The following is an 18507-nucleotide window of genomic DNA, read 5'->3' on the forward strand; positions in this document are numbered from 1 at the left end:
GCATCAGTCGTCGAGCAGCGACAGATCGCGCACGGCGCCCTTGTCGGCCGACATGACGAGCTTCGCGTACGCCTTCAGCGCCGCGGACACCTTGCGCGGGCGCGGCTGCGCGGGCTTCCAGCCCTTCGCGTTCTGTTCTTCGCGGCGGCGCGCCAGCTCCTCGTCCGACACCAGCACGTCGATCGTGCGATTCGGAATGTCGATGCGGATCCGGTCGCCGTCGCGCACGAGGCCGATCGCGCCGCCCGCTGCCGCTTCCGGCGAGCAATGGCCGATCGACAGACCCGACGTGCCGCCCGAGAAACGGCCGTCCGTCAGCAGCGCGCACGCCTTGCCGAGCCCCTTCGACTTGATGTAGCTGGTCGGGTAGAGCATCTCCTGCATGCCCGGGCCGCCCTTCGGGCCTTCGTAGCGCACGATCACCACGTCGCCGGCCTTGACCTTGTCGTTCAGAATGTTTTCGACCGCTTCGTCCTGCGATTCGGTCACGTGCGCCGAGCCTTCGAACACGAGGATGCTCTCGTCGACGCCGGCCGTCTTCACCACGCAGCCGTCGAGCGCGATGTTGCCCGTCAGCACGGCAAGGCCGCCTTCCTTCGAGAATGCGTGCTCGTACGAGCGGATGCAGCCTTCGGCGCGATCGAGGTCGAGGCTCGGCCAGCGCGTGTCCTGGCTGAACGCGACCTGCGTCGGGATGCCGGCCGGGCCGGCCAGGTAGAACGTGCGCACGGCTTCGTCCTGCGTGCGGACGATGTCCCACTGGTCGAGCGCGTCCTTCAGCGTCGGCGCGTGCACGGTCGGCACGTCGGTGTGCAGCTTGCCGGCGCGGTCGAGTTCGCCGAGGATCGCCATGATGCCGCCTGCGCGGTGCACGTCCTCGATGTGGTACTTGTTCGTGTTCGGCGCGACCTTGCACAGCTGCGGCACGCTGCGCGACAGGCGATCGATGTCCTTCATCGTGAAGTCGATGCCGGCTTCCTGCGCGATCGCCAGCAGGTGCAGGATCGTGTTGGTCGAACCGCCCATCGCGATGTCGAGCGTCATCGCGTTCTCGAACGCCTTGAAGCCGACCGAGCGCGGCAGCACGCGTTCGTCGTCCTGCTCGTAGTGCTGGCGCGTCAGTTCGACGATGCGGCGGCCGGCGCGCTTGAACAGTTGTTCGCGATCGGCGTGCGTGGCGACCACCGTGCCGTTGCCGGGCAGCGACAGGCCGAGCGCTTCGGTCAGGCAGTTCATCGAGTTCGCGGTGAACATGCCCGAGCACGAGCCGCAGGTCGGGCATGCCGAGCGTTCGACTTCGGCGACGTCGGCATCCGAATACGACTGGTCGGCCGCGATCACCATCGCGTCGACGAGGTCGAGCTTCTTCAGTTCGACGGTCTTGGTGACCGGGTTCGCGAGACGCGTCTTGCCGGCTTCCATCGGGCCGCCCGACACGAAGATCACCGGAATGTTCAGGCGCATCGCGGCCATCAGCATCCCCGGCGTGATCTTGTCGCAGTTCGAGATGCACACCATCGCGTCCGCGCAGTGCGCGTTCACCATGTATTCGACCGAGTCGGCGATGATGTCGCGGCTCGGCAGCGAATACAGCATGCCGTCATGGCCCATCGCGATGCCGTCGTCGACCGCGATCGTGTTGAATTCCTTCGCGACGCCGCCGGCAGCCTCGATCTCGCGCGCGACGAGCTGGCCGAGATCCTTCAGGTGCACGTGCCCGGGCACGAACTGGGTGAACGAGTTGACGACCGCGATGATCGGCTTCGAGAAATCGTCGTCTTTCATGCCGGTGGCGCGCCACAGCGAGCGCGCACCTGCCATGTTGCGGCCGGCGGTAGAGGTTTTGGAACGGTAAGTGGGCATGGTGATGGCTGAAGAAATATCGCGGGAAAAGGGTGGGGGCTCGGGAATAAAGGCCCCTCTCGCGCCCGTGCGAACAACCTCTTGAGCTGCGCCCTGGGCAAACTCGACGATTATCCCACAGCCGCCGGGCCGGCGGCGCCGGCGGGCGCGGGCGAGCGGCGCGGGGCGGGGCGGGGCGGCGCGCCGGGGCGGCTGAATACACGAAGGCCACCAAGGCACCAAGGCACCAAGGCACCAAGGCACCAAGGCACCAAGGCACCAAGGCACCAAGGCACCAAGGCACCAAGGCACCAAGGCACCAAGGCACCAAGGCACCAAGGCACCAAGGCACCAAGGCACCAAGGCACCAAGGCACCAAGACACCAAGACACCAAGACACCAAGCCCACCAAACCCACCAAGCACGACGCCCGATGCAAACCATTGCTGGCGCAACCGGGCGGCGGCTTCATCGCCCGTCCCGCGGACGATGAAGCCGCACCGTGCCGCCCGATCGCGCATCAATCGAGCAGCGTCAGGATCTCGTCGTACAGCGCCTTCGGAATCCGCACGCCGTTCGCGATGCTGCGCGCGCGGGCGTCGAAGCGCCGTTGCGACGGCAGCCGCGCGCCCTGCGCGACGATCGATTCGAACATCCGCTCGGCGCGCGCGAGCCCCGCGTCGAGATCGTCGCCGAGAAACACCTTCGGATCGAACGCGATCACGAGTTCGCCGTGGCAGGGCGTCGCGCCGACGCCTTCGTCGAAGTCCATCGATTCCCGGCTCGTCATGTCGCCGATCAGCGCGCCGCCGAGCAGTTCGACCATCGCCGCCAGCGCCGAGCCCTTGTGGCCGCCGAACGTGCGCATCGCGCCTTGCAGCGCGGCCTTCGGATCGGTAGTCGGCTGGCCGTCCGCGTCGATCGCCCAGTGCGACGGAATCGCCTTGCCCTGTTTCGCGTGCAGCTCGATGTCGCCGCGCGCGATCGCGCTCGTCGCGAAATCGAACACGAACGGCTCGCCGAAGGGCTCGCCGAAGGGCTCGCCGCCCGGGCGCGGCCACGCGAACGCGATCGGGTTGGTGCCGAATACGGGCTCGCGGCCGCCTTCCGGCGCGACCCAGCTATGGCTCGGGTTCATCGCGATGCCGACCAGCCCTTCGGCGGCGATCGCCTCGACCTCGGGCCACAGCGCGGAGAAGTGATAGCAGTGGTTGATCGCCATCGCGGCGATGCCGTGCTGCTTCGCCATCTCGACGAGCACCGGCAGGCCGGTCTCGAAGCTCAGCAGCGAGAAGCCGCGATGCGCGTCGACCGCGACGATCGACGACGACAGCCGGCGCAGCGTCGGCACGGCCTGCGGATCGACCTTGCCCTTCTTCAGCGAGCGCACGCACACGAGCAGCCGGTACACGCCGTGCGAGTGGCACTCGTCGCGCTGGCCCTGCGCGATCACGTTGGCGATGGCCCGCGCATGCGCGTCGGACATCCCGTTGTGCGTCAGCACGCGCAGCGCGAGCGCGTGGACTTCATCGAGCGACAGGACGACTTCGGCGGTGCGCTCAGACATGGTTCACCTCGCGCGGGGCGGGCACGCCGTCGATGCGTTGCGGCACGTGCAGCGGATTGCTGCTGCGGATCGCGTCGGGCAGCAGCGCGTCCGGCACGTCCTGGTACGACACGGGGCGCAGGAAGCGCTCGATCGCGCGTGCGCCGACCGACGTCGTGCGCGTGTCGGACGTCGCCGGGAACGGGCCGCCGTGCACGATCGCGTGGCCGACCTCGACACCCGTGCCGAAACCGTTGACGAGGATGCGGCCGGCCTTGCGTTCGAGCGTCGGGCGCAGCGCGGCGAACAGCGCCGCGTCGCCGTCGGCGAGATGCGCGGCGATCGTCAACTGGCCTTCGAGCGATTTCAGCACGCGATGCAGCGTGTCGGCGTCCGGGCAGCGCACGATCAGCGACGCAGGGCCGAACACTTCGTCGCGCAATTCGCGATGCGCGACGAATGCGTCGGCGGACGTCGCGAACAGCGCTGCGCGGGCCTGGTGACGGCCGCCTTCCGCGCCTTCGGCGAGCAGCTCGACCGCATCGTGAGCGCGCAGCGCCGCGACGCCTTGCGCATAGCTCGCGTGGATGTGGGGTGTCAGCATCGTTTGTGCGGCTGCCGCGCGCAGCGCATCGGCCGCCGCGGCTTCGAATGCGCGCAGCGCGGCGCCGTCGATCGCGAGTACGAGGCCCGGGTTCGTGCAGAACTGGCCGGCGCCGAGCGTGAGCGACGCGACGAACTGCGGTGCGATGGTGTCGTGACGGGCCTCGAGCGCGGCGGGACACAGCACCACCGGATTGACCGAGCTCATTTCCGCATAGACGGGGATCGGCTCGGCTCGCGCGGCCGCGATATGCATCAGCGCCACGCCGCCGCGGCGCGAGCCGGTGAAGCCGACGGCCTGGATGCGCGGATCGGCGACCAGTGCCTGGCCGATCTCGCGCGACGCGTCGAACAGCAGCGAGAACACGCCGGCCGGCATCCCGCATTCGCGCGCGGCCTGCTGGATCGCGCGGCCGACGAGCTCTGACGTGCCCGGATGCGCGGAATGCGCCTTGACGATCACCGGGCAGCCGGCCGCCAGCGCCGACGCCGTGTCGCCGCCGGCCACCGAGAACGCGAGCGGGAAGTTCGACGCGCCGAATACGGCCACGGGCCCGACCGCGACGTTGCGCAGGCGCAGGTCGACGCGCGGCAGCGGCTTGCGCTCGGGGCGCGCCGGGTCGATGCGTGCGTCGAGAAACCCGCCGTCGCGCACGAGCGACGCGAACAACGCAAGCTGGCCGACCGTGCGGCCGCGTTCGCCTTCGATGCGCGCGCGCGGCAACCCCGTTTCGACGACGCAGCGCTCGATCAGGTCGTCGCCGAGCGCCATGATGTGGCGGCCGATCGCGTCGAGGAACGCGGCGCGCGCGTCGAGCGACGTTTCGCGATACGTGTCGAACGCATCGTCGGCGAGCGCGCACGCCGTTTCCAGGTCGTGCAGGCTCGCGCCGCCGAACGCCGGTTCGAGCGGTTCGCCGGTGGCGGCGGCAAGCGCATGGAAGGAGCCGTTCTGTCCGGCGACGGCCGATGGGCCGATCAGGAGCTGACCTGTGAGTTGCATGGTTTTCCTCGGGAAAAAGCGGGGCCGGGCGTGCTGCGCCCGACCGATGGAAGGGGAAAGGGCGCGGGCGCGTCAGTCCTCGTCGTCGTCGAGTTGCAGCTTGTCGGCGCGCACGCCGGTGCGAGCGCCCCAGTAGTAGATGACGAGCGCGACGGCCGCGACGACGGCCGTGTCGTACGGGTGCGCGAGCCGGCCCGTGCCGCCGAAGCCGCCGAGATACGACAGCACGATCATCGCCGCATAGAACGCGATCAGCCACGCGGACGAGCGCACCTGCTCGGCGAGGCTCAGGTGCGCGGTCGGCACCCAGCGGCGGCACGCGAGATAGATCGCGAACATCGCGATCTGCAGGCCGAGCAGCCAGGACACCGTGCTCCAGCCGGACCAGTAGACGATCAGCGCGGCGATCACGAACGACGCGGGGCCGGTGATGCCGAACGCGCTGGCGCGGAACGGCCGCGGCAGGTCGGGCGCGGTGCGGCGCAACGCGGCGACCGACACGGGCGCGACCGCATAGCTGAGCACCAGCGCGGCCGACACGATGTTGATCAGCGCTTCCCACGACGGGAACGGCAGCGTCCAGAAGATCGCGAGCCCGAACGTGAGCCACAGGCCCGCGCGCGGGATGCCCGACGCTTCGTCGACGCGCGTGAACACCTTGAAGAACGTGCCGGTCTTCGCCCAGCCGTAGACGACGCGCGGCGTCGCGTTCATGTAGATGTTGCCGCAGCCGCTCGGCGAGATCATCGCGTCGGCGACGACCATCACCGCGAGCCAGCCGACGCCGAGCGCGAGGGCGATGTCGCGGTACGGCAGCGAGAATGCCTTGCTCACGTCGTGCCAGCCGGCGGCGAGCATCGCCGTCGGGATGCTGCCGATGAACGCGAGTTGCAGCAGCACGTAGATCAGCGTCGACAGCAGGATCGACAGGATCAGCGCGATCGGGATCGTGCGCTGCGGATTGCGCACTTCGCTCGCGACCGACACGATCGGCGTGAGCCCGAGATACGCGAAGATGATGCCGCCGGCCGACACGGCCATCTCGATGCCCGGCATGCCGAACGGCGCGAAGCCGTGCACGGTCAGGTTCGCGGACTTGAAGAACGCGAACAGCACCGCGATCACCGACAGCGGCACGATGAACTTGAAGAGGCTGATGATGTTGTTCGCCTTCGCGAACGTCTTCACGCTCGAATAGTTCAGGTAAAAGAAGAAGCACAGCAGCGCAGCCTGCACGAGCCAGCCGAGCGTGGTCGGGTCGCTCGACCCGACGGCCGTCAGGCCCGGAAACCACGCGGCCGCGTACTGGCGTGCGGCGACGACTTCGATCGCGATCAGGCTCGAGAAGGCGATCAGCGTGATGAAGCCCATCAGGTAGCCGAGCAGCGGGCCGTGCGAGAACACCGGGTAGCGCACCACGCCGCCGGCGCGCGGCAGCGCGGCGCCGAGTTCGCAGTAGACGATGCCGAGCAGCAGCACCGCGAAGCCGCCGAGCAGCCACGAGAAGATGCCGGCCGGCCCCGCGATCGTCGACACGTGACTCGCGGCGAACAGCCACCCCGAGCCGAAAATGGCGCCGAGACCGATGAACGTGAGATCGGTCAGCGACAACTGTTTCTTGAACTTGCCGTGACCCGCGCCGGGATGCGCGGAACGGGAAAGCGGGACGGACGGATGGGCATTGCCTTGGCCTGGCATGAGCGTGTCTCCTGGGAATGTCGGTGCAGGCGCGCGTGGCGCGCGCTCCGACGGAGCAGCGCACACGCCTGCCGGCCGGCGTCGCCCGGTTCGAACGACCGGGGCGGGCCGCGGCCCGTTCACGCGCGGCGCGGGCGGGCGCCGGGGCGTGCGGACCCGCGGGCCATGCCGGACCGCGGACGGCGACGCACCGGGCAAACCCGCGCGCCGCCGCAGGGGCGTCGATCAGAGACCGACGTCGGGCAGCGCAGGGCGCGTGTCGAGCGCCTTCGCGACGATGGCCTTCACTTCCGCGAGCGTGTCGCCTTGCAGCGCGAGGCGCGGCGGACGCGTGACCGCGCTGCCGCGGCCGACCAGTTCCTCGCACAGCTTGATGCACTGCACGAGATCCGGGCGCGCGTCGAGGTGCAGCAGCGGCATGAACCAGCGATACAGCGCGAGCGCTTCGTCGAAGCGCTTTTGCTTCGCGAGGCGGAACAGCGTCTCGCCTTCCTTCGGGAACGCATTCGACATGCCCGACACCCAGCCTTCGGCGCCGACCGCGATGCTCTCGACCACGACGTCGTCGAGGCCCGCGAACAGCACGAAGCGATCGCCGACCGCATTGCGCAGGTCGATGAAGCGGCGCGTATCGCCCGACGAATCCTTGAAGCAGACGATGTTCTCGCAATCCTGCAGCGCGATCAGCACGTCGGGCGTCACGTCGTTCTTGTAGATCGGCGGGTTGTTGTAGACCATCACCGGCAGGTCGGTGCTCGTCGCGACCGCCCGGAAGTGCGCGGCGGTTTCGTGCGGCTTCGCCGAGTACACGAGCGCGGGCATCACCATCACGCCGTCGACGCCGACGCGCTGCGCTTCGCGCACCGTGTTGCGCGCGAATTCGGTCGTGAATTCGGCGATGCCGGCGATCACCGGAATCTTGCCGCCGGCCGCGTCGCGTGCGGCTTCGATCACCTGGAGCTTCTCGCTCGTCGACAGCGACGTGTTCTCGCCGACCGTGCCGCAGACCACGAGGCCCGACACGCCGTCGTTCACCAGGTTCTTGACCACGCGGTGCGTGGCGTCGATGTCGAGGGAAAAGTCCGGCTTGAACTGGGTGCTGACGGCCGGGAAAACCCCGGTCCACTGAATGGCTTTGCGGCTCACTGAAATCTCCTACGTTCGTATCGGTCGGCCGACGGTGTGTCGGTGTGGCAACCAGTATCGCCGCGCAAACGCCCATCACGCTTGAGTCGTATCGCGGAGCAAAATGACGAAATCGGCACAGCGGCCGGCGAGGGCGCGAAGGGCGTTTCGCACTATGCCGATTTCGTCGTCGTCCTCATCGAAAAGCCACAAGCGGACGGACGCGCGACGGAGGAAGCTATGCTCCTTTCCCCACTTCGGACAGCTCATGATGAAGCGCATCCAGATCATCGATTCGCACACGGGCGGCGAACCCACTCGGCTCGTCGTGTCCGGTTTTCCGTCGCTCGGCAACGGCACGATGGCCGAGCGACGCGACGTGCTCGCGCGCGAGCACGACCGTTACCGCACCGCGTGCATTCTCGAGCCGCGCGGCAGCGACGTGCTGGTCGGCGCGCTGCTGTGCGAGCCGGTAGCGGCCGACGCGGCGGCCGGCGTGATCTTCTTCAACAATAGCGGCTATCTCGGGATGTGCGGGCACGGCACGATCGGCGTCGTGCGCACGCTGCATCACATGGGACGCATCGCGCCCGGCGTGCACCGGATCGAGACGCCGGTCGGCACCGTCGAGGCGACGCTGCACGACGACCTGTCGGTCAGCGTGCGCAACGTGCCCGCGTATCGCCACGCGCAGGGCGTCGAAGTCGACGTGCCGGGATACGGCCCCGTGAAGGGCGACGTCGCGTGGGGCGGCAACTGGTTCTTCCTGATCAGCGACCACGGGCAGCGCGTCGCCGGCGACAACGTCGCGGCGCTCACCGCGTATGCGTCGGCCGTGCGCGAAGGGCTCGAACGCGCGGACATCACCGGCGCGAACGGCGGCGAGATCGATCACATCGAGTTGTTCGCCGACGATCCCCGGCACGACAGCCGCAGCTTCGTGCTGTGCCCGGGCCTCGCCTACGACCGTTCGCCGTGCGGCACCGGCACGAGCGCGAAGCTCGCGTGCCTCGCGGCCGACGGCAAACTCGCGCCGGGCGCCGTGTGGCGGCAGGCGAGCGTGATCGGCAGCGTATTCCACGCGAGCTACGAACTGGTCGACGGCGGCATCGTGCCGACGATTCGCGGCAGCGCGCACCTGAGTGCGGAAGCGACGCTGCTGATCGACGAAGACGATCCGTTCGGCTGGGGCATCGGGTCGTGAGCGAAACGAAGACCGACGTCGTCGTGATCGGCGCCGGCATCGTCGGCGCGGCGTGCGCGCACGAGCTCGCGCAGCGCGGGCTGCGCGTGCTCGTCGTCGACGACGCGAGCGGCGGCGCGACCGGCGCGGGCATGGGGCACCTCGTCGCGATGGACGACAATGCGGCCGAACTCGCGCTGAGCCATTACTCGATCGAACTGTGGCGCGCGTTGAGCGGCGAGATGCCCGACGGCTGCGCATACCGCAACTGCGGCACGCTGTGGCTCGCGGCCGATGCGCACGAGATGGATCTCGCGCGCGCGAAGCAGGCGACGCTCGCCGCGCACGGCGTGGCCGGCGCGCTGATCGACGCGGCGGCGCTCGCGCAACTGGAGCCGATGCTGCGCGCGGGCCTCGGCGGCGCGCTGAAGATTCCGGGCGACGCGATCCTTTATGCGCCCGTCACCGCGAACTGGCTGCTGCAGCGCGCGCCGCGCGTCACGCTGCGCCGCGAGCGGGCCGTCGCGGTCGATGGCCCGAGCGTGACGCTCGCGAGCGGCGACGTGCTGCGCGCGGAGCGTGTGGTCGTCGCGAACGGCGTGGCGGCGCGCACGCTGCTGCCCGAATTGCCGCTGCGCCCGAAAAAGGGCCATCTGCTGATTACCGACCGCTATCCGGGCCAGGTGTCGCACCAACTCGTCGAGCTGGGCTATGCGGCGAGCGCGCATGCGAGCGACGGCACGCCGGTCGCATTCAACGTGCAGCCGCGGCCGACCGGGCAGTTGCTGATCGGCTCGTCGCGCCAGTTCGACACCGAGGATGCGCAGGTCGAGCCGCCCGTGCTCGCGCGCATGCTGCGCCGCGCGGCCGGCTACCTTCCGGATCTGGCCGACCTGAACGGCATCCGCGCATGGACGGGTTTTCGCTCCGCGAGCCCCGACGGCCTGCCGCTGCTCGGCGAGCACCCGGCGCGGCCGGGCGTATGGCTCGCGGTCGGGCACGAAGGGCTCGGCGTGACGACCGCGTCGGGCAGTGCGCGGCTCGTCGCCGCGCTGATGGCCGGCGAGCGGCCGCCCATCGATATCGAACCGTATTTGCCGGGGCGCTTCCTGACCGCGTCCCCCGTAGCCGGAGCGCTGACATGAAACGACCCCCACGCGCACTTCGTTCGCCGTTGGCCGGAGTGGGCGCTTCGGCGCTTACTCCGGTCCCATGCAAGGCGACCCCCACGGAGGCGGTCCGCCTCGTTGGAACGGTCCGGCGGAGGTTGACATGATCATTCATCTGGACGGCCGCGCGCTGACGGTGGCCGACGGTGCGACCGTCGCGGCCGCCGTCGCGGCGAGCGGCGACGACACGACGCGTGTGTCGTGCACGGGCGCGGCGCGAGCGCCGTTTTGCGGGATGGGCATTTGCCAGGAATGCCGGATGACGATCGACGGCCGGCGCCGGCTGGCGTGCCAGACGCTGTGCCGCGACGGCATGCAGGTGGAGCGCACGCGATGAAACAGGAACGATTGAGCGTCGACGTCGCGATCGTCGGCGCGGGGCCGGCCGGGCTGTCGGCCGCGCGGGCCGCCGCGCGCAGCGGCGCGACCGTCGCGATCGTCGACGACAACCCGCGGGCGGGCGGGCAGATCTGGCGGCAGCCGGCCGCGGCCGCACCGACGCGTGCCGCGGCCGAACGCCTCGCCATCCTGAGGCAGCCGAACGTCACGCATCTCGCGGCGACGCGCATCGTCGCCGAAACGCAGCCGGGAACGCTGCTGCTCGAGGATGACGAACGCGGGCTGCTGCTCGATTTCCGGACGCTGATTCTCTGCTGCGGCGCCCGCGAGCTGCTGCTGCCGTTCCCGGGCTGGACGCTGCCCGGCGTGACCGGCGCAGGCGGCTTGCAGGCGCTGATCAAGTACGGGCTCGACGTGCGCGGGCAGCGCACGGTGATCGCGGGCAGCGGGCCGCTGCTGCTGGCGAGCGCGGCGACGGCCCGGCAGGCCGGCGCACGCGTATCGCACGTGCTCGAACAGGCCGCATGGAGCGACGTGGCCGGCTTCGGCGCGGGGCTGTGGCGCTGGCCGTCGAAGCTCGCGCAGGCCGCGAAGCTCGTCACGTCGGCGTATCGGCCCGCTGCGCACGTCGTCGAAGCCTTCGGCGACGTGCGGCTCGAACGCGTGCGGATTCGCCAAGGCGATCGCGAATTCGACGTCGACTGCGACCGGCTCGCGTGCGGCTTCGGCCTCGTGCCGAACACCGTGCTGCCGCGCCATCTCGGCTGCCAGATCGAGAACGGCGCCGTGGCGGTCGACGCGCATCAGCGTACGAGCCGCGACGGGTATTTCGCGGCGGGCGAATGCACGGGCGTCGGCGGCAGCGAACTGGCAATGGTCGAAGGCGAAATCGCGGGCTACGCGGCGACCGGGCAGACCGCACAACTGGCCGAGCTCGTCGCACGGCGGGCCCACTGGCAGGCGTTCGCGGATGCCGTCCGCGAGCGCTTCGCGATCCGGGAGCCGATCCGCCGGCTCGCGCGGCCCGACACGCTGCTGTGTCGTTGCGAGGACGTGCGGTTCGACGCGGTCGCACGAGAGCCGGGCTGGACGGCCGCCAAACTGCAGTCGCGTTGCGGGATGGGCGCGTGCCAGGGCCGCGTGTGCGGCGCGGCCGCGCAGGCACTGTTCGGCTGGGCGCCGCAGGCGCCGCGCACGCCGCTCGTGCCCGCGCGGGTCGGTACGCTGATGCTCGACGGCCCGGGATCCTGCGACGGCGCATGACGCGTGCGGGCTTGCGAATACGCGAGTGCGCCGGCCGGACGCGGTACCGAAGCGGCAAGCCGCCGCCATCTCATCGGCCGACCGCGTGTGTGGCGAGGTGCTGGCGGATCAGCGACAGGTAACGATCGCCGACCGAGAAATCGCGGGCCGCGCGCGGCCGGGCCGGAGCCGGCCGCAGCGTGGCCGGCGCGCTCATGCCCAGATACCGGCACACGGCGGACGGAAAGGGCTTGCGCGTATGCCCGAGCTGACGCGCCGCGCGCTCGACGCGGGCATCGCCGACCTGGGCACGAAGCCACGCCAGCACTTGGCGATCGGTGTCGTTGACGATACGGACCAGATGTTCCATCGCGCACCTCACTGTTCATAAATACAGTACTGTAAATATAACCAGTAGTTGCGGTAATCGCAAGCGGTGGCGCGTCGACTGGCCGTTCGGCCAGGGTCAGCGCGCCGGTGCGACGGTGCGCGCGATCCGCGCGTCGGGCGCGGCCGACGCGGCGCGGCCGGTATAGCGCGCGTCAGTCAGCGTGCCGAGGAACGCGACGATGTCGTCGATTTCCGCGTCGGTCAGCGCGGGCGCCGTGCCGGGCCGGCGGTTCATCGGCGTCGAGTTGACGTTGATGTTGCCGCGATAGGCGGCCGGCACGTCGTCGAACGTCTTGGCGCCGTGATACCAGAAGCCGGGATCGGTCGAGCGCGTGTTGTAGAACGCGACCGCGTCGCGCAGCGTCGTGAACACGCCGTTGTGCATGAACGTCTGCTTGACCGCGACGTTGCGCAGCCCGGGCGTGCGCAGGTAGCCGCACCATTGCGTCGGTTCGGGCCAGCGCAGCCGCCGCGCGGTATCGCACAGCCCGTTGTCGAAATGGCGCGGATCGCGGTTCGCCGGCAGCGCGCGGTTGCGCGGCACCGCGATCGCGTCGTAGCCGAAATCGGTGAAGAGCGAGCGTTCCGGGCGGCTCGACGTATCCGACAGCGTATGGCAGGTCATGCAATTGCCCTTGTCCGGATTCCGGAACAGCGCGAGGCCGCGCATCTCGGCCGGCGCGAGCGGCGTGCGCGTGCGCAGGAACGCGTCGAAGCGCGACGTGAACGGCGCCATCTCGTCGCTCTGCAGATAGGCTTCGACGGCCGAGCCCAGCGCGCGCACCAGTTGCTCGGGATCGCGCCGTACCGGCGCGCCGAAGCGCGCGGCGAGATCGGGCGCGAGTTCGGTCGCATCGACCTTGCGCAGCAGCGCGGCCGGCGACCGGTTGTTCATCTCGTTCGGATCGAACAGCGGCCCGCGGATCTGCTCGGCGAGCGTATCCGCGCGACCGTCGCTGAACAGGCCGCCGAACGGCGACGGGGCCGGCGCATCGTCGTCCTGGTAGAAGTGGCGGCGCGGCACGTAGCGCACGTACAGCAGCGACGGCGCATTGCGTCGGCTGAAGCGCCCGGGCCGGCTGCCTTCCGGCACGCCGGGCCCCGCGAGCGATGCGGCCGACAGCGTCGGCGCGAACGCGCGGCCCGGATCGTGGCAGCCCGCGCACGACATGCCGCGCGGCTCGGACAGCCGCGGATCGAAGAAGATCCGGCGGCCGAGCGCGACGAGCGTCGGGTCGGGCGCGAAGCGGGCGGTGGCCGCGTCGATCTTGCTCGTCACCTGCGGCGTGCCGTTGCCGATCGTGTCGACGACGCGCGAAGGCGGCGCGCCGGGAAGCAGGACCGTTTCGGCCGGCGCGGCGTGGGCCGCGAGCGTCAGGCCGGCGAGCACGGTCGCGGCAAGCATGTGCAGCGTTTGCCGGCCGCGCCCGCCGTGGCCGTCGCATCGAACTGCTTCTGTCACGGCGCGATGAACCCCGTCTTGTCGCAGGCGAGCGTCGTGCCCGACTGGTTGCACGACGCGAGCCGCTTGCCGGCCGCCGAATACGCATGGAACACCCAGCCCGTCGCCGGTGCCGGGTTGCGCTCCATGATCAGGAAACCGAAGCTGTTGTTGTGCGAAAGCCGCTCGATCACGGCGCCCGGCGCGGGCGTCAGGCCGGCCGGGAATGGGTCGGGCAGCGCGACGTCGAGGTTGTCGCCGCCGTTGCCGGAGACGATCGTCGCCGGGTGCCCGGACGAGAAGTTGATCGCCTGGAAATCGTGCACGTGGCCGTGCAGCGCGACGTGGACGCCCGGCGGGTAGTACGCCTGCGCGTTGAGGCTCGACATCACCGACTGCAGCGCGAGGTTGCCCGGCGCCGGCGTGCTGCCGGCGATCGGCGCGAACGCGAGGATCGGGTGATGGTTCGTGAAGATCGTCGTCGTCATGCCGGGCTTCGACGCGAGCGAGCCGACCGTCTGGAACTGCTTCTGGTAGATGCCGAACTGCGCGTCCGTCGTCTTCAGCGGGCTGCGGCCGACCTTCGCGGTGTCGAACACGATCACCTGCGAGCCGCCGCCGAGCGACACCGCATAGGGTTCCGAATAGTTCGCGCTGTTGTCGTTGGCCGGATCGTCGCACGAACGTGCGGCCGAATACGGGTGCGGGTCGAGGAAACGGAACCAGCCCTGGCCCGCGCGCGCGCATTCCTCGTGATTGCCGCGCACGACCACCCACGGCGCCTTCGCGAGCAACGGCGCGGCCGGGCGGAACAGGTCGGCCTGCCACGTATCCCAACCATAGCCCCACGGGCTGTCCTTGCAGCCGGCGATGTCCGGCGGGCACGCGTTCTCGCGATAGTGGTAGTCGCCGACGTGCAGCACGAGATCGGGCGCCAGCTTCGCGACGCTGGCCGCGATCGTGTCGAGCGGCCAGACCGCGGCGTCGTTGCACGCTTGCCATGCGTTGTCGGCCTTCTTCATCCGGCAGCCCGTGTCGGCGATGATCGCGATGCGCTGCGGCTGCGCTTTCGGCAGCGGCAGCGTGCGGCCCGCGACGCTGGCCGCCTGCGCGCCGGCCGGCAACGTCGCCTCGCAGACGGACACCGGGAAGCTCGACGGTTTCGAATCGGCCGGGTCGCTGGCGGTCGGCCGCTGGGCGACGGTCGCGGCGCCCGCGCGCAGCGCCATGCGCGACAGCTTGCCGTCGACGGTCAGTTGCGGGCACGGCGAATCGCCGGCCGACGCGGGCGTGTAGTTCGTGACGACGCGCGCGATGGCCTGGTTCGCATCGCCGATCTCGACCCATGCGGCCTGGACGTTGACCGACGCGCTGGCCGGATCGTCCGGCGTATCGATGTGATTCGAGCACGCGGACAACGCGGCGAGGGCAACAAGAGGAGCGCAGCGCACGAGCAGCGCACGCGTGATGAGTCGTCGCATGGGAGGAGAAGGCGCCGTAGGAAAGTCGTCAACGATACGCAGCGCGAATGTAAGAAATGTGAAAAGCGGGGCGTGACGGGGCGCACAAGGACCGGCCTTGACCTCAAGCCGGCTTGAAGTAGCACAGTCCGGTTCGTCATCAATGAATCGGAAGGGGATCGACGATGGAAGCCAACCGGCCCAACGAAGCGCAATCGGCGCTATGGAACGGTCCGTCGGGGCGCGCATGGGTCGATGCGCAGGCGTCGCTGGACCGGATGTTCGAGCCGTTCGAAGCGCTGCTGGCGGATGCCGCGGCAGCGTCGTCGGCCAGTCGCGTGCTCGATGTCGGTTGCGGCACGGGCGCGGTCACGCTCGCGATCGCGCGGCGGCTCGGCGCGAACGCGCAGTGCACGGGCATCGATATTTCGGCGCGGATGATCGACGCCGCCCGGGCGCGCGCCGAACGCTGCGGCCTGCGCGCCCGCTTCGTGTGCGCGGACGGGCAGACGCATGCGTTCGAGCCGGCGAGCGTCGACCTGATCGTGTCGCGCCTCGGCGTGATGTTCTTCGACGACCCGGTGCGGGCGTTCGCGAACCTGCGGCGGGCGGCGCGCCCGGGTGCGCAGATGCGGTTCGTCGCGTGGCGTGGCGCGGCCGACAATCCGTTCATGACGACGGCCGAGCGGGCGGCCGCGCCGCTGCTGCCGAATCTGCCCGTGCGGCAGCCCGGTGCACCGGGGCAGTTCGCATTCGGCGACCGGCAGCGGATCGCATCGGTGCTGTCGGACAGCGGCTGGGCCGACGTCGCGATCGAGCCGGTCGACCGGGCGTGCGTGCTGCCGGAGCCTGCGCTGGACGACTACATTGCCCGGCTGGGCCCGGTAGGCCTCGCATTGCTGGAGACGGACGAAGCGACGCGGCGGTGCGTGATCGACACGATGCGCGCGGCGTTCGAGCCGTACGTGCATGGCGCCGAGGTGCGTTTCGATGCGGCGTGCTGGCTCGTGACGGCGCGCGCGCCGAGCGCATGATGTGTCGCATGAAAGGAGCGGATCAGGGAGTGGTTGGCCATCCGCTGGCCCCGCGCGTGACCGTGCCCGCGTGACGCAGCGGATGGCGCGGCGCGCGGTCGTCAGCGTTTCCGCGCGCGCAGCATCAGCCACGCGCAGCCACCGGCGACCAACGCGAGTCCGAGCAGGACGGCCTCGGCGCCGAGCGCGAAACCGGGCGGCATTTCGCCGCTGTTCGGTACCGGCGACAGGTTGCCGCTCATCGCGACTGCGCCGCCGCCGAGCAGCGCCGCGCAGACGATCCAGTAGACCTTGCCGAGCGGCGCCGCGGCGCGGATCCGCCACAGCGCGATGCCGGCGCCGCCGAGGTACAGCACGGCGAGCGTGCCGAGTGCGATGACGTCGACGGCGCGGCTTTGCAGCAACCCGCTCACTCGGCCTCCGTCGCGTGCCCCGGCGCGCGGCTCAGCAGGTGCGTGCGAGTGTCCGCGGCGAGCGACACGTAGCGTTCGTACTGGCGCAGCACGTCGGCGATCACTTCGTCGCCGCGCAGGTATTCGACGTCGTAGCCGAGCCGGCCATCCTCGAAGAACGTGACGATCCCGTACACGTGCGCCCGCGCGGCTTCCGGCTCGGCCGCCTCGCGCATCAGGAACGCGGCCGCGGATTTCGCGGTGACGCGCACGCCATACACGAAATCGCGGTGTTCGGCGGTCGGCACGGTGAGCCGCACCGCATCGTCGCCGTCGCGCTGCACGTGCGCATCGACGCCGCTTGCGCGCAGCTCGTCGGCGACCTTGCGCAGCGCGGGCTCGACCGTTTCGGCGACGAACTGGCGCGCCTCGGCCTCGGTCGTCTGCCGCAGGATGTGCGTCAGGCGATGGCGCCAGTGCTGGCCGGTCCAGAAGCTCGCCGCAGGCGCGATGTCCTGCGAATAGTGCGCACGGTCGGCCGCGAGCCCGCGCCACAGCCCGTAGCACAGCGCGAGCATGATGAGGGCGACCGGCAGCGCCGCGATCAGCGTCATCGCCTGCAACGCGCCGAGCCCGCCCGCGACGAGCAGCACCGCGGCCGTCACGCCGAGCAGCGCGGCCCAGAACAGCCGCTGCCAGACCGGCGAATGCGCGTTGCCGCGCGTCGCGATCTGGTCGATCACGAACGCGCCCGAATCGGCGGACGTGACGAAGAACACCGCGATCAGCACGATCGCGACGATCGACAGCAGTTGCGGAAACGGCAGGAAATCGAAGAAGCGGAACAGCAGCGCATCGACGTTGGTCGCCGTCTGCGCGAGCGCGCCGGCCGCGCCGTGCGTGTCGAGCCAGATCGCGCTGTTGCCGAACACGGTCATCCACACGAGGTTGAACGCGGTCGGCACGAGCAGCACGCCGATCACGAACTGGCGGATCGTACGGCCGCGCGAGATGCGCGCGATGAACATGCCGACGAACGGCGACCACGACACCCACCACGCCCAGTAGAGAATCGTCCAGCCGCCGAACCAGCCTTCCTCCCGCGGCGGCGCGTAGGCGTACGTACGGAACGACAGGTCGACGAGGCTCGACAGGTACTGGCCGATGTTGTCGCCGAGCGCGCGCAGCAGGAATGCGGTCGGGCCTGCGACCACCACGAAGGCGAGCAGCAGGAACGCGAGCAGCAGGTTCAGCTCGGACAGCCGGCGCACGCCCTTGTCGAGGCCGGTCGCGGCCGACACGCCCGCGAGGATCACGACCACCGCGACGAGCCCGATGCGGAACAGGTTGCCGCCCGTGTCCCACCCGGCGGCCGTATGCAGGCCCGCGCTCAGTTGCATCACGCCGTAGCCGAGGGTTGTCGCGATCCCGGCGACCGTGCCGACGAGCGCGAACGCGTCGACCGTGTGACCGACCCAGCCGTCGATGCGCTCGCGCAGCACCGGATACAGCCCCGAGCGCAGCGTGAGCGGCAGGTTGTAGCGGAAGCCGAAGTACGCGAGCACGAGCCCCATCAGCCCGTAGATCGCCCACGCGTGGAAGCCCCAGTGGAAGAACGTCATCAGCATCGCTTCGCGCGCGGCGGCAGGCGTGCCGGGATCGACGGTCGGCGGCTTCAGGAAATGCTGCATCGGCTCGCCGACACCGAAGTACATCAGCCCGATGCCCATGCCGGCCGCGAACAGCATCGCCGTCCACGACACGAAGCTGAATTCGGGTTCGGCGTCGTCGGGGCCGAGCCGGATATTGCCGAAGTCGCTGGCGGCGATCAGCACGAGAAACACGAGGAAGCCGGTGACGGCGAGCACGTAGAACCAGTCGAACCGTGCGATGACCCATTGCTGGCCGGCGGAGAACAGTGCGCCGGCTTCGCTCGGGTGCAGTGCGCACACGACGAGTAGCGCGCCGATGACGGCGAGCGCGGGCAGGACGACCTGCGGCTTGAATGTCGTGCGGGGCGAGGGACGGGAATCCGGCATG

15 protein-coding genes are annotated in these 18507 nt (G+C 70.0%); 5 read left to right on the forward strand and 10 right to left on the reverse strand.

What is annotated here, in order from left to right:
• Nucleotides 1-3 precede the first annotated feature (3 nt).
• The 5 genes from ilvD to WS54_RS05190 form a co-directional block, all read right to left on the reverse strand.
• Nucleotides 4-1863: a dihydroxy-acid dehydratase gene (gene ilvD, locus WS54_RS05170; protein WP_059783804.1), complete on the reverse strand. Its 1860-nt coding sequence runs from the start codon at nt 1861-1863 to the stop codon at nt 4-6.
• A gap of 499 nt (nt 1864-2362) precedes the next feature.
• Nucleotides 2363-3409, reverse strand: coding sequence for an Ldh family oxidoreductase (locus tag WS54_RS05175; protein WP_059783802.1), 1047 nt, complete (start codon nt 3407-3409; stop codon nt 2363-2365).
• Entirely contained in the window at nt 3402-4994 is a 1593-nt protein-coding gene (locus tag WS54_RS05180; protein WP_059783800.1) for an aldehyde dehydrogenase (NADP(+)), read from the reverse strand. The genes WS54_RS05175 and WS54_RS05180 overlap by 8 nt, the downstream gene beginning before the upstream one ends.
• Nucleotides 4995-5066: 72 nt before the next feature.
• Nucleotides 5067-6692, reverse strand: a complete 1626-nt coding sequence (locus WS54_RS05185; protein ID WP_059783798.1) for an APC family permease — start codon at nt 6690-6692, stop codon at nt 5067-5069.
• A gap of 225 nt (nt 6693-6917) precedes the next feature.
• Nucleotides 6918-7838, reverse strand: a complete 921-nt coding sequence (locus WS54_RS05190) for a dihydrodipicolinate synthase family protein (RefSeq protein WP_034205027.1) — start codon at nt 7836-7838, stop codon at nt 6918-6920.
• Nucleotides 7839-8088: 250 nt separating this feature from the next.
• Between WS54_RS05190 and WS54_RS05200 the strand changes: the two genes are divergently transcribed.
• The 4 genes from WS54_RS05200 to WS54_RS05215 all read left to right on the forward strand — a co-directional run bounded on the left by WS54_RS05200 (nt 8089) and on the right by WS54_RS05215 (nt 11771).
• Nucleotides 8089-9021 (forward strand): 4-hydroxyproline epimerase, encoded by a 933-nt coding sequence (locus tag WS54_RS05200; RefSeq protein ID WP_059785050.1) that lies wholly within the window; start codon nt 8089-8091, stop codon nt 9019-9021.
• Nucleotides 9018-10145 (forward strand): NAD(P)/FAD-dependent oxidoreductase, encoded by a 1128-nt coding sequence (locus WS54_RS05205; protein ID WP_059783796.1) that lies wholly within the window; start codon nt 9018-9020, stop codon nt 10143-10145. Before WS54_RS05200 ends, WS54_RS05205 begins: the two co-directional genes overlap by 4 nt.
• Before the next feature lie 127 nt (nt 10146-10272).
• Nucleotides 10273-10506 (forward strand): 2Fe-2S iron-sulfur cluster-binding protein, encoded by a 234-nt coding sequence (locus tag WS54_RS05210; protein ID WP_012338331.1) that lies wholly within the window; start codon nt 10273-10275, stop codon nt 10504-10506.
• Complete coding sequence (locus tag WS54_RS05215; protein ID WP_059783794.1) at nt 10503-11771, forward strand: NAD(P)/FAD-dependent oxidoreductase; 1269 nt, start codon at nt 10503-10505, stop codon at nt 11769-11771. Before WS54_RS05210 ends, WS54_RS05215 begins: the two co-directional genes overlap by 4 nt.
• Nucleotides 11772-11841: 70 nt before the next feature.
• On the opposite strand, the gene WS54_RS05220 is transcribed toward WS54_RS05215, so the two are convergent.
• The 3 genes from WS54_RS05220 to WS54_RS05230 all read right to left on the reverse strand — a co-directional run bounded on the left by WS54_RS05220 (nt 11842) and on the right by WS54_RS05230 (nt 15062).
• Entirely contained in the window at nt 11842-12120 is a 279-nt protein-coding gene (locus WS54_RS05220) for a hypothetical protein (protein ID WP_059783792.1), read from the reverse strand.
• A gap of 96 nt (nt 12121-12216) precedes the next feature.
• Complete coding sequence (locus tag WS54_RS05225) at nt 12217-13545, reverse strand: cytochrome-c peroxidase (protein ID WP_082725153.1); 1329 nt, start codon at nt 13543-13545, stop codon at nt 12217-12219.
• A 53-nt stretch (nt 13546-13598) separates the two neighbouring features.
• Nucleotides 13599-15062: a metallophosphoesterase family protein gene (locus WS54_RS05230; RefSeq protein WP_059783788.1), complete on the reverse strand. Its 1464-nt coding sequence runs from the start codon at nt 15060-15062 to the stop codon at nt 13599-13601.
• Nucleotides 15063-15226: 164 nt separating this feature from the next.
• On the opposite strand from WS54_RS05230, the gene WS54_RS05235 reads away from it, so the two are divergent.
• Nucleotides 15227-16075, forward strand: coding sequence for a class I SAM-dependent methyltransferase (locus tag WS54_RS05235; RefSeq protein ID WP_059783786.1), 849 nt, complete (start codon nt 15227-15229; stop codon nt 16073-16075).
• 101 nt (nt 16076-16176) lie between these two features.
• On the opposite strand, the gene WS54_RS05240 is transcribed toward WS54_RS05235, so the two are convergent.
• Nucleotides 16177-16488, reverse strand: coding sequence for a hypothetical protein (locus WS54_RS05240; protein ID WP_059783784.1), 312 nt, complete (start codon nt 16486-16488; stop codon nt 16177-16179).
• Nucleotides 16485-18506: a BCCT family transporter gene (locus tag WS54_RS05245; RefSeq protein ID WP_059783782.1), complete on the reverse strand. Its 2022-nt coding sequence runs from the start codon at nt 18504-18506 to the stop codon at nt 16485-16487. The genes WS54_RS05240 and WS54_RS05245 overlap by 4 nt, the downstream gene beginning before the upstream one ends.
• Nucleotide 18507: the final 1 nt, after the last annotated feature.

The organism is Burkholderia sp. NRF60-BP8, assembly GCF_001522585.2.
In the GTDB taxonomy this organism is placed as follows: domain Bacteria; phylum Pseudomonadota; class Gammaproteobacteria; order Burkholderiales; family Burkholderiaceae; genus Burkholderia.

Excerpts from the sequence above, each read along its gene's own strand:
- WS54_RS05215 (WP_059783794.1), top strand. The coding sequence starts at position 10,503 with ATGAAACAGGAACGATTGAGCGTCGACGTCGCGATCGTCGGCGCGGGG.
- WS54_RS05200 (WP_059785050.1), top strand. The coding sequence starts at position 8,089 with ATGAAGCGCATCCAGATCATCGATTCGCACACGGGCGGCGAACCCACT.
- WS54_RS05225 (WP_082725153.1), bottom strand. The coding sequence starts at position 13,545 with ATGCTTGCCGCGACCGTGCTCGCCGGCCTGACGCTCGCGGCCCACGCC.
- WS54_RS05210 (WP_012338331.1), top strand. The coding sequence starts at position 10,273 with ATGATCATTCATCTGGACGGCCGCGCGCTGACGGTGGCCGACGGTGCG.
- WS54_RS05220 (WP_059783792.1), bottom strand. The coding sequence starts at position 12,120 with ATGGAACATCTGGTCCGTATCGTCAACGACACCGATCGCCAAGTGCTG.
- WS54_RS05180 (WP_059783800.1), bottom strand. The coding sequence starts at position 4,994 with ATGCAACTCACAGGTCAGCTCCTGATCGGCCCATCGGCCGTCGCCGGA.
- WS54_RS05230 (WP_059783788.1), bottom strand. The coding sequence starts at position 15,062 with ATGCGACGACTCATCACGCGTGCGCTGCTCGTGCGCTGCGCTCCTCTT.
- ilvD (WP_059783804.1), bottom strand. The coding sequence starts at position 1,863 with ATGCCCACTTACCGTTCCAAAACCTCTACCGCCGGCCGCAACATGGCA.
- WS54_RS05185 (WP_059783798.1), bottom strand. The coding sequence starts at position 6,692 with ATGCCAGGCCAAGGCAATGCCCATCCGTCCGTCCCGCTTTCCCGTTCC.
- WS54_RS05245 (WP_059783782.1), bottom strand. The coding sequence starts at position 18,506 with ATGCCGGATTCCCGTCCCTCGCCCCGCACGACATTCAAGCCGCAGGTC.
- WS54_RS05235 (WP_059783786.1), top strand. The coding sequence starts at position 15,227 with ATGGAAGCCAACCGGCCCAACGAAGCGCAATCGGCGCTATGGAACGGT.
- WS54_RS05175 (WP_059783802.1), bottom strand. The coding sequence starts at position 3,409 with ATGTCTGAGCGCACCGCCGAAGTCGTCCTGTCGCTCGATGAAGTCCAC.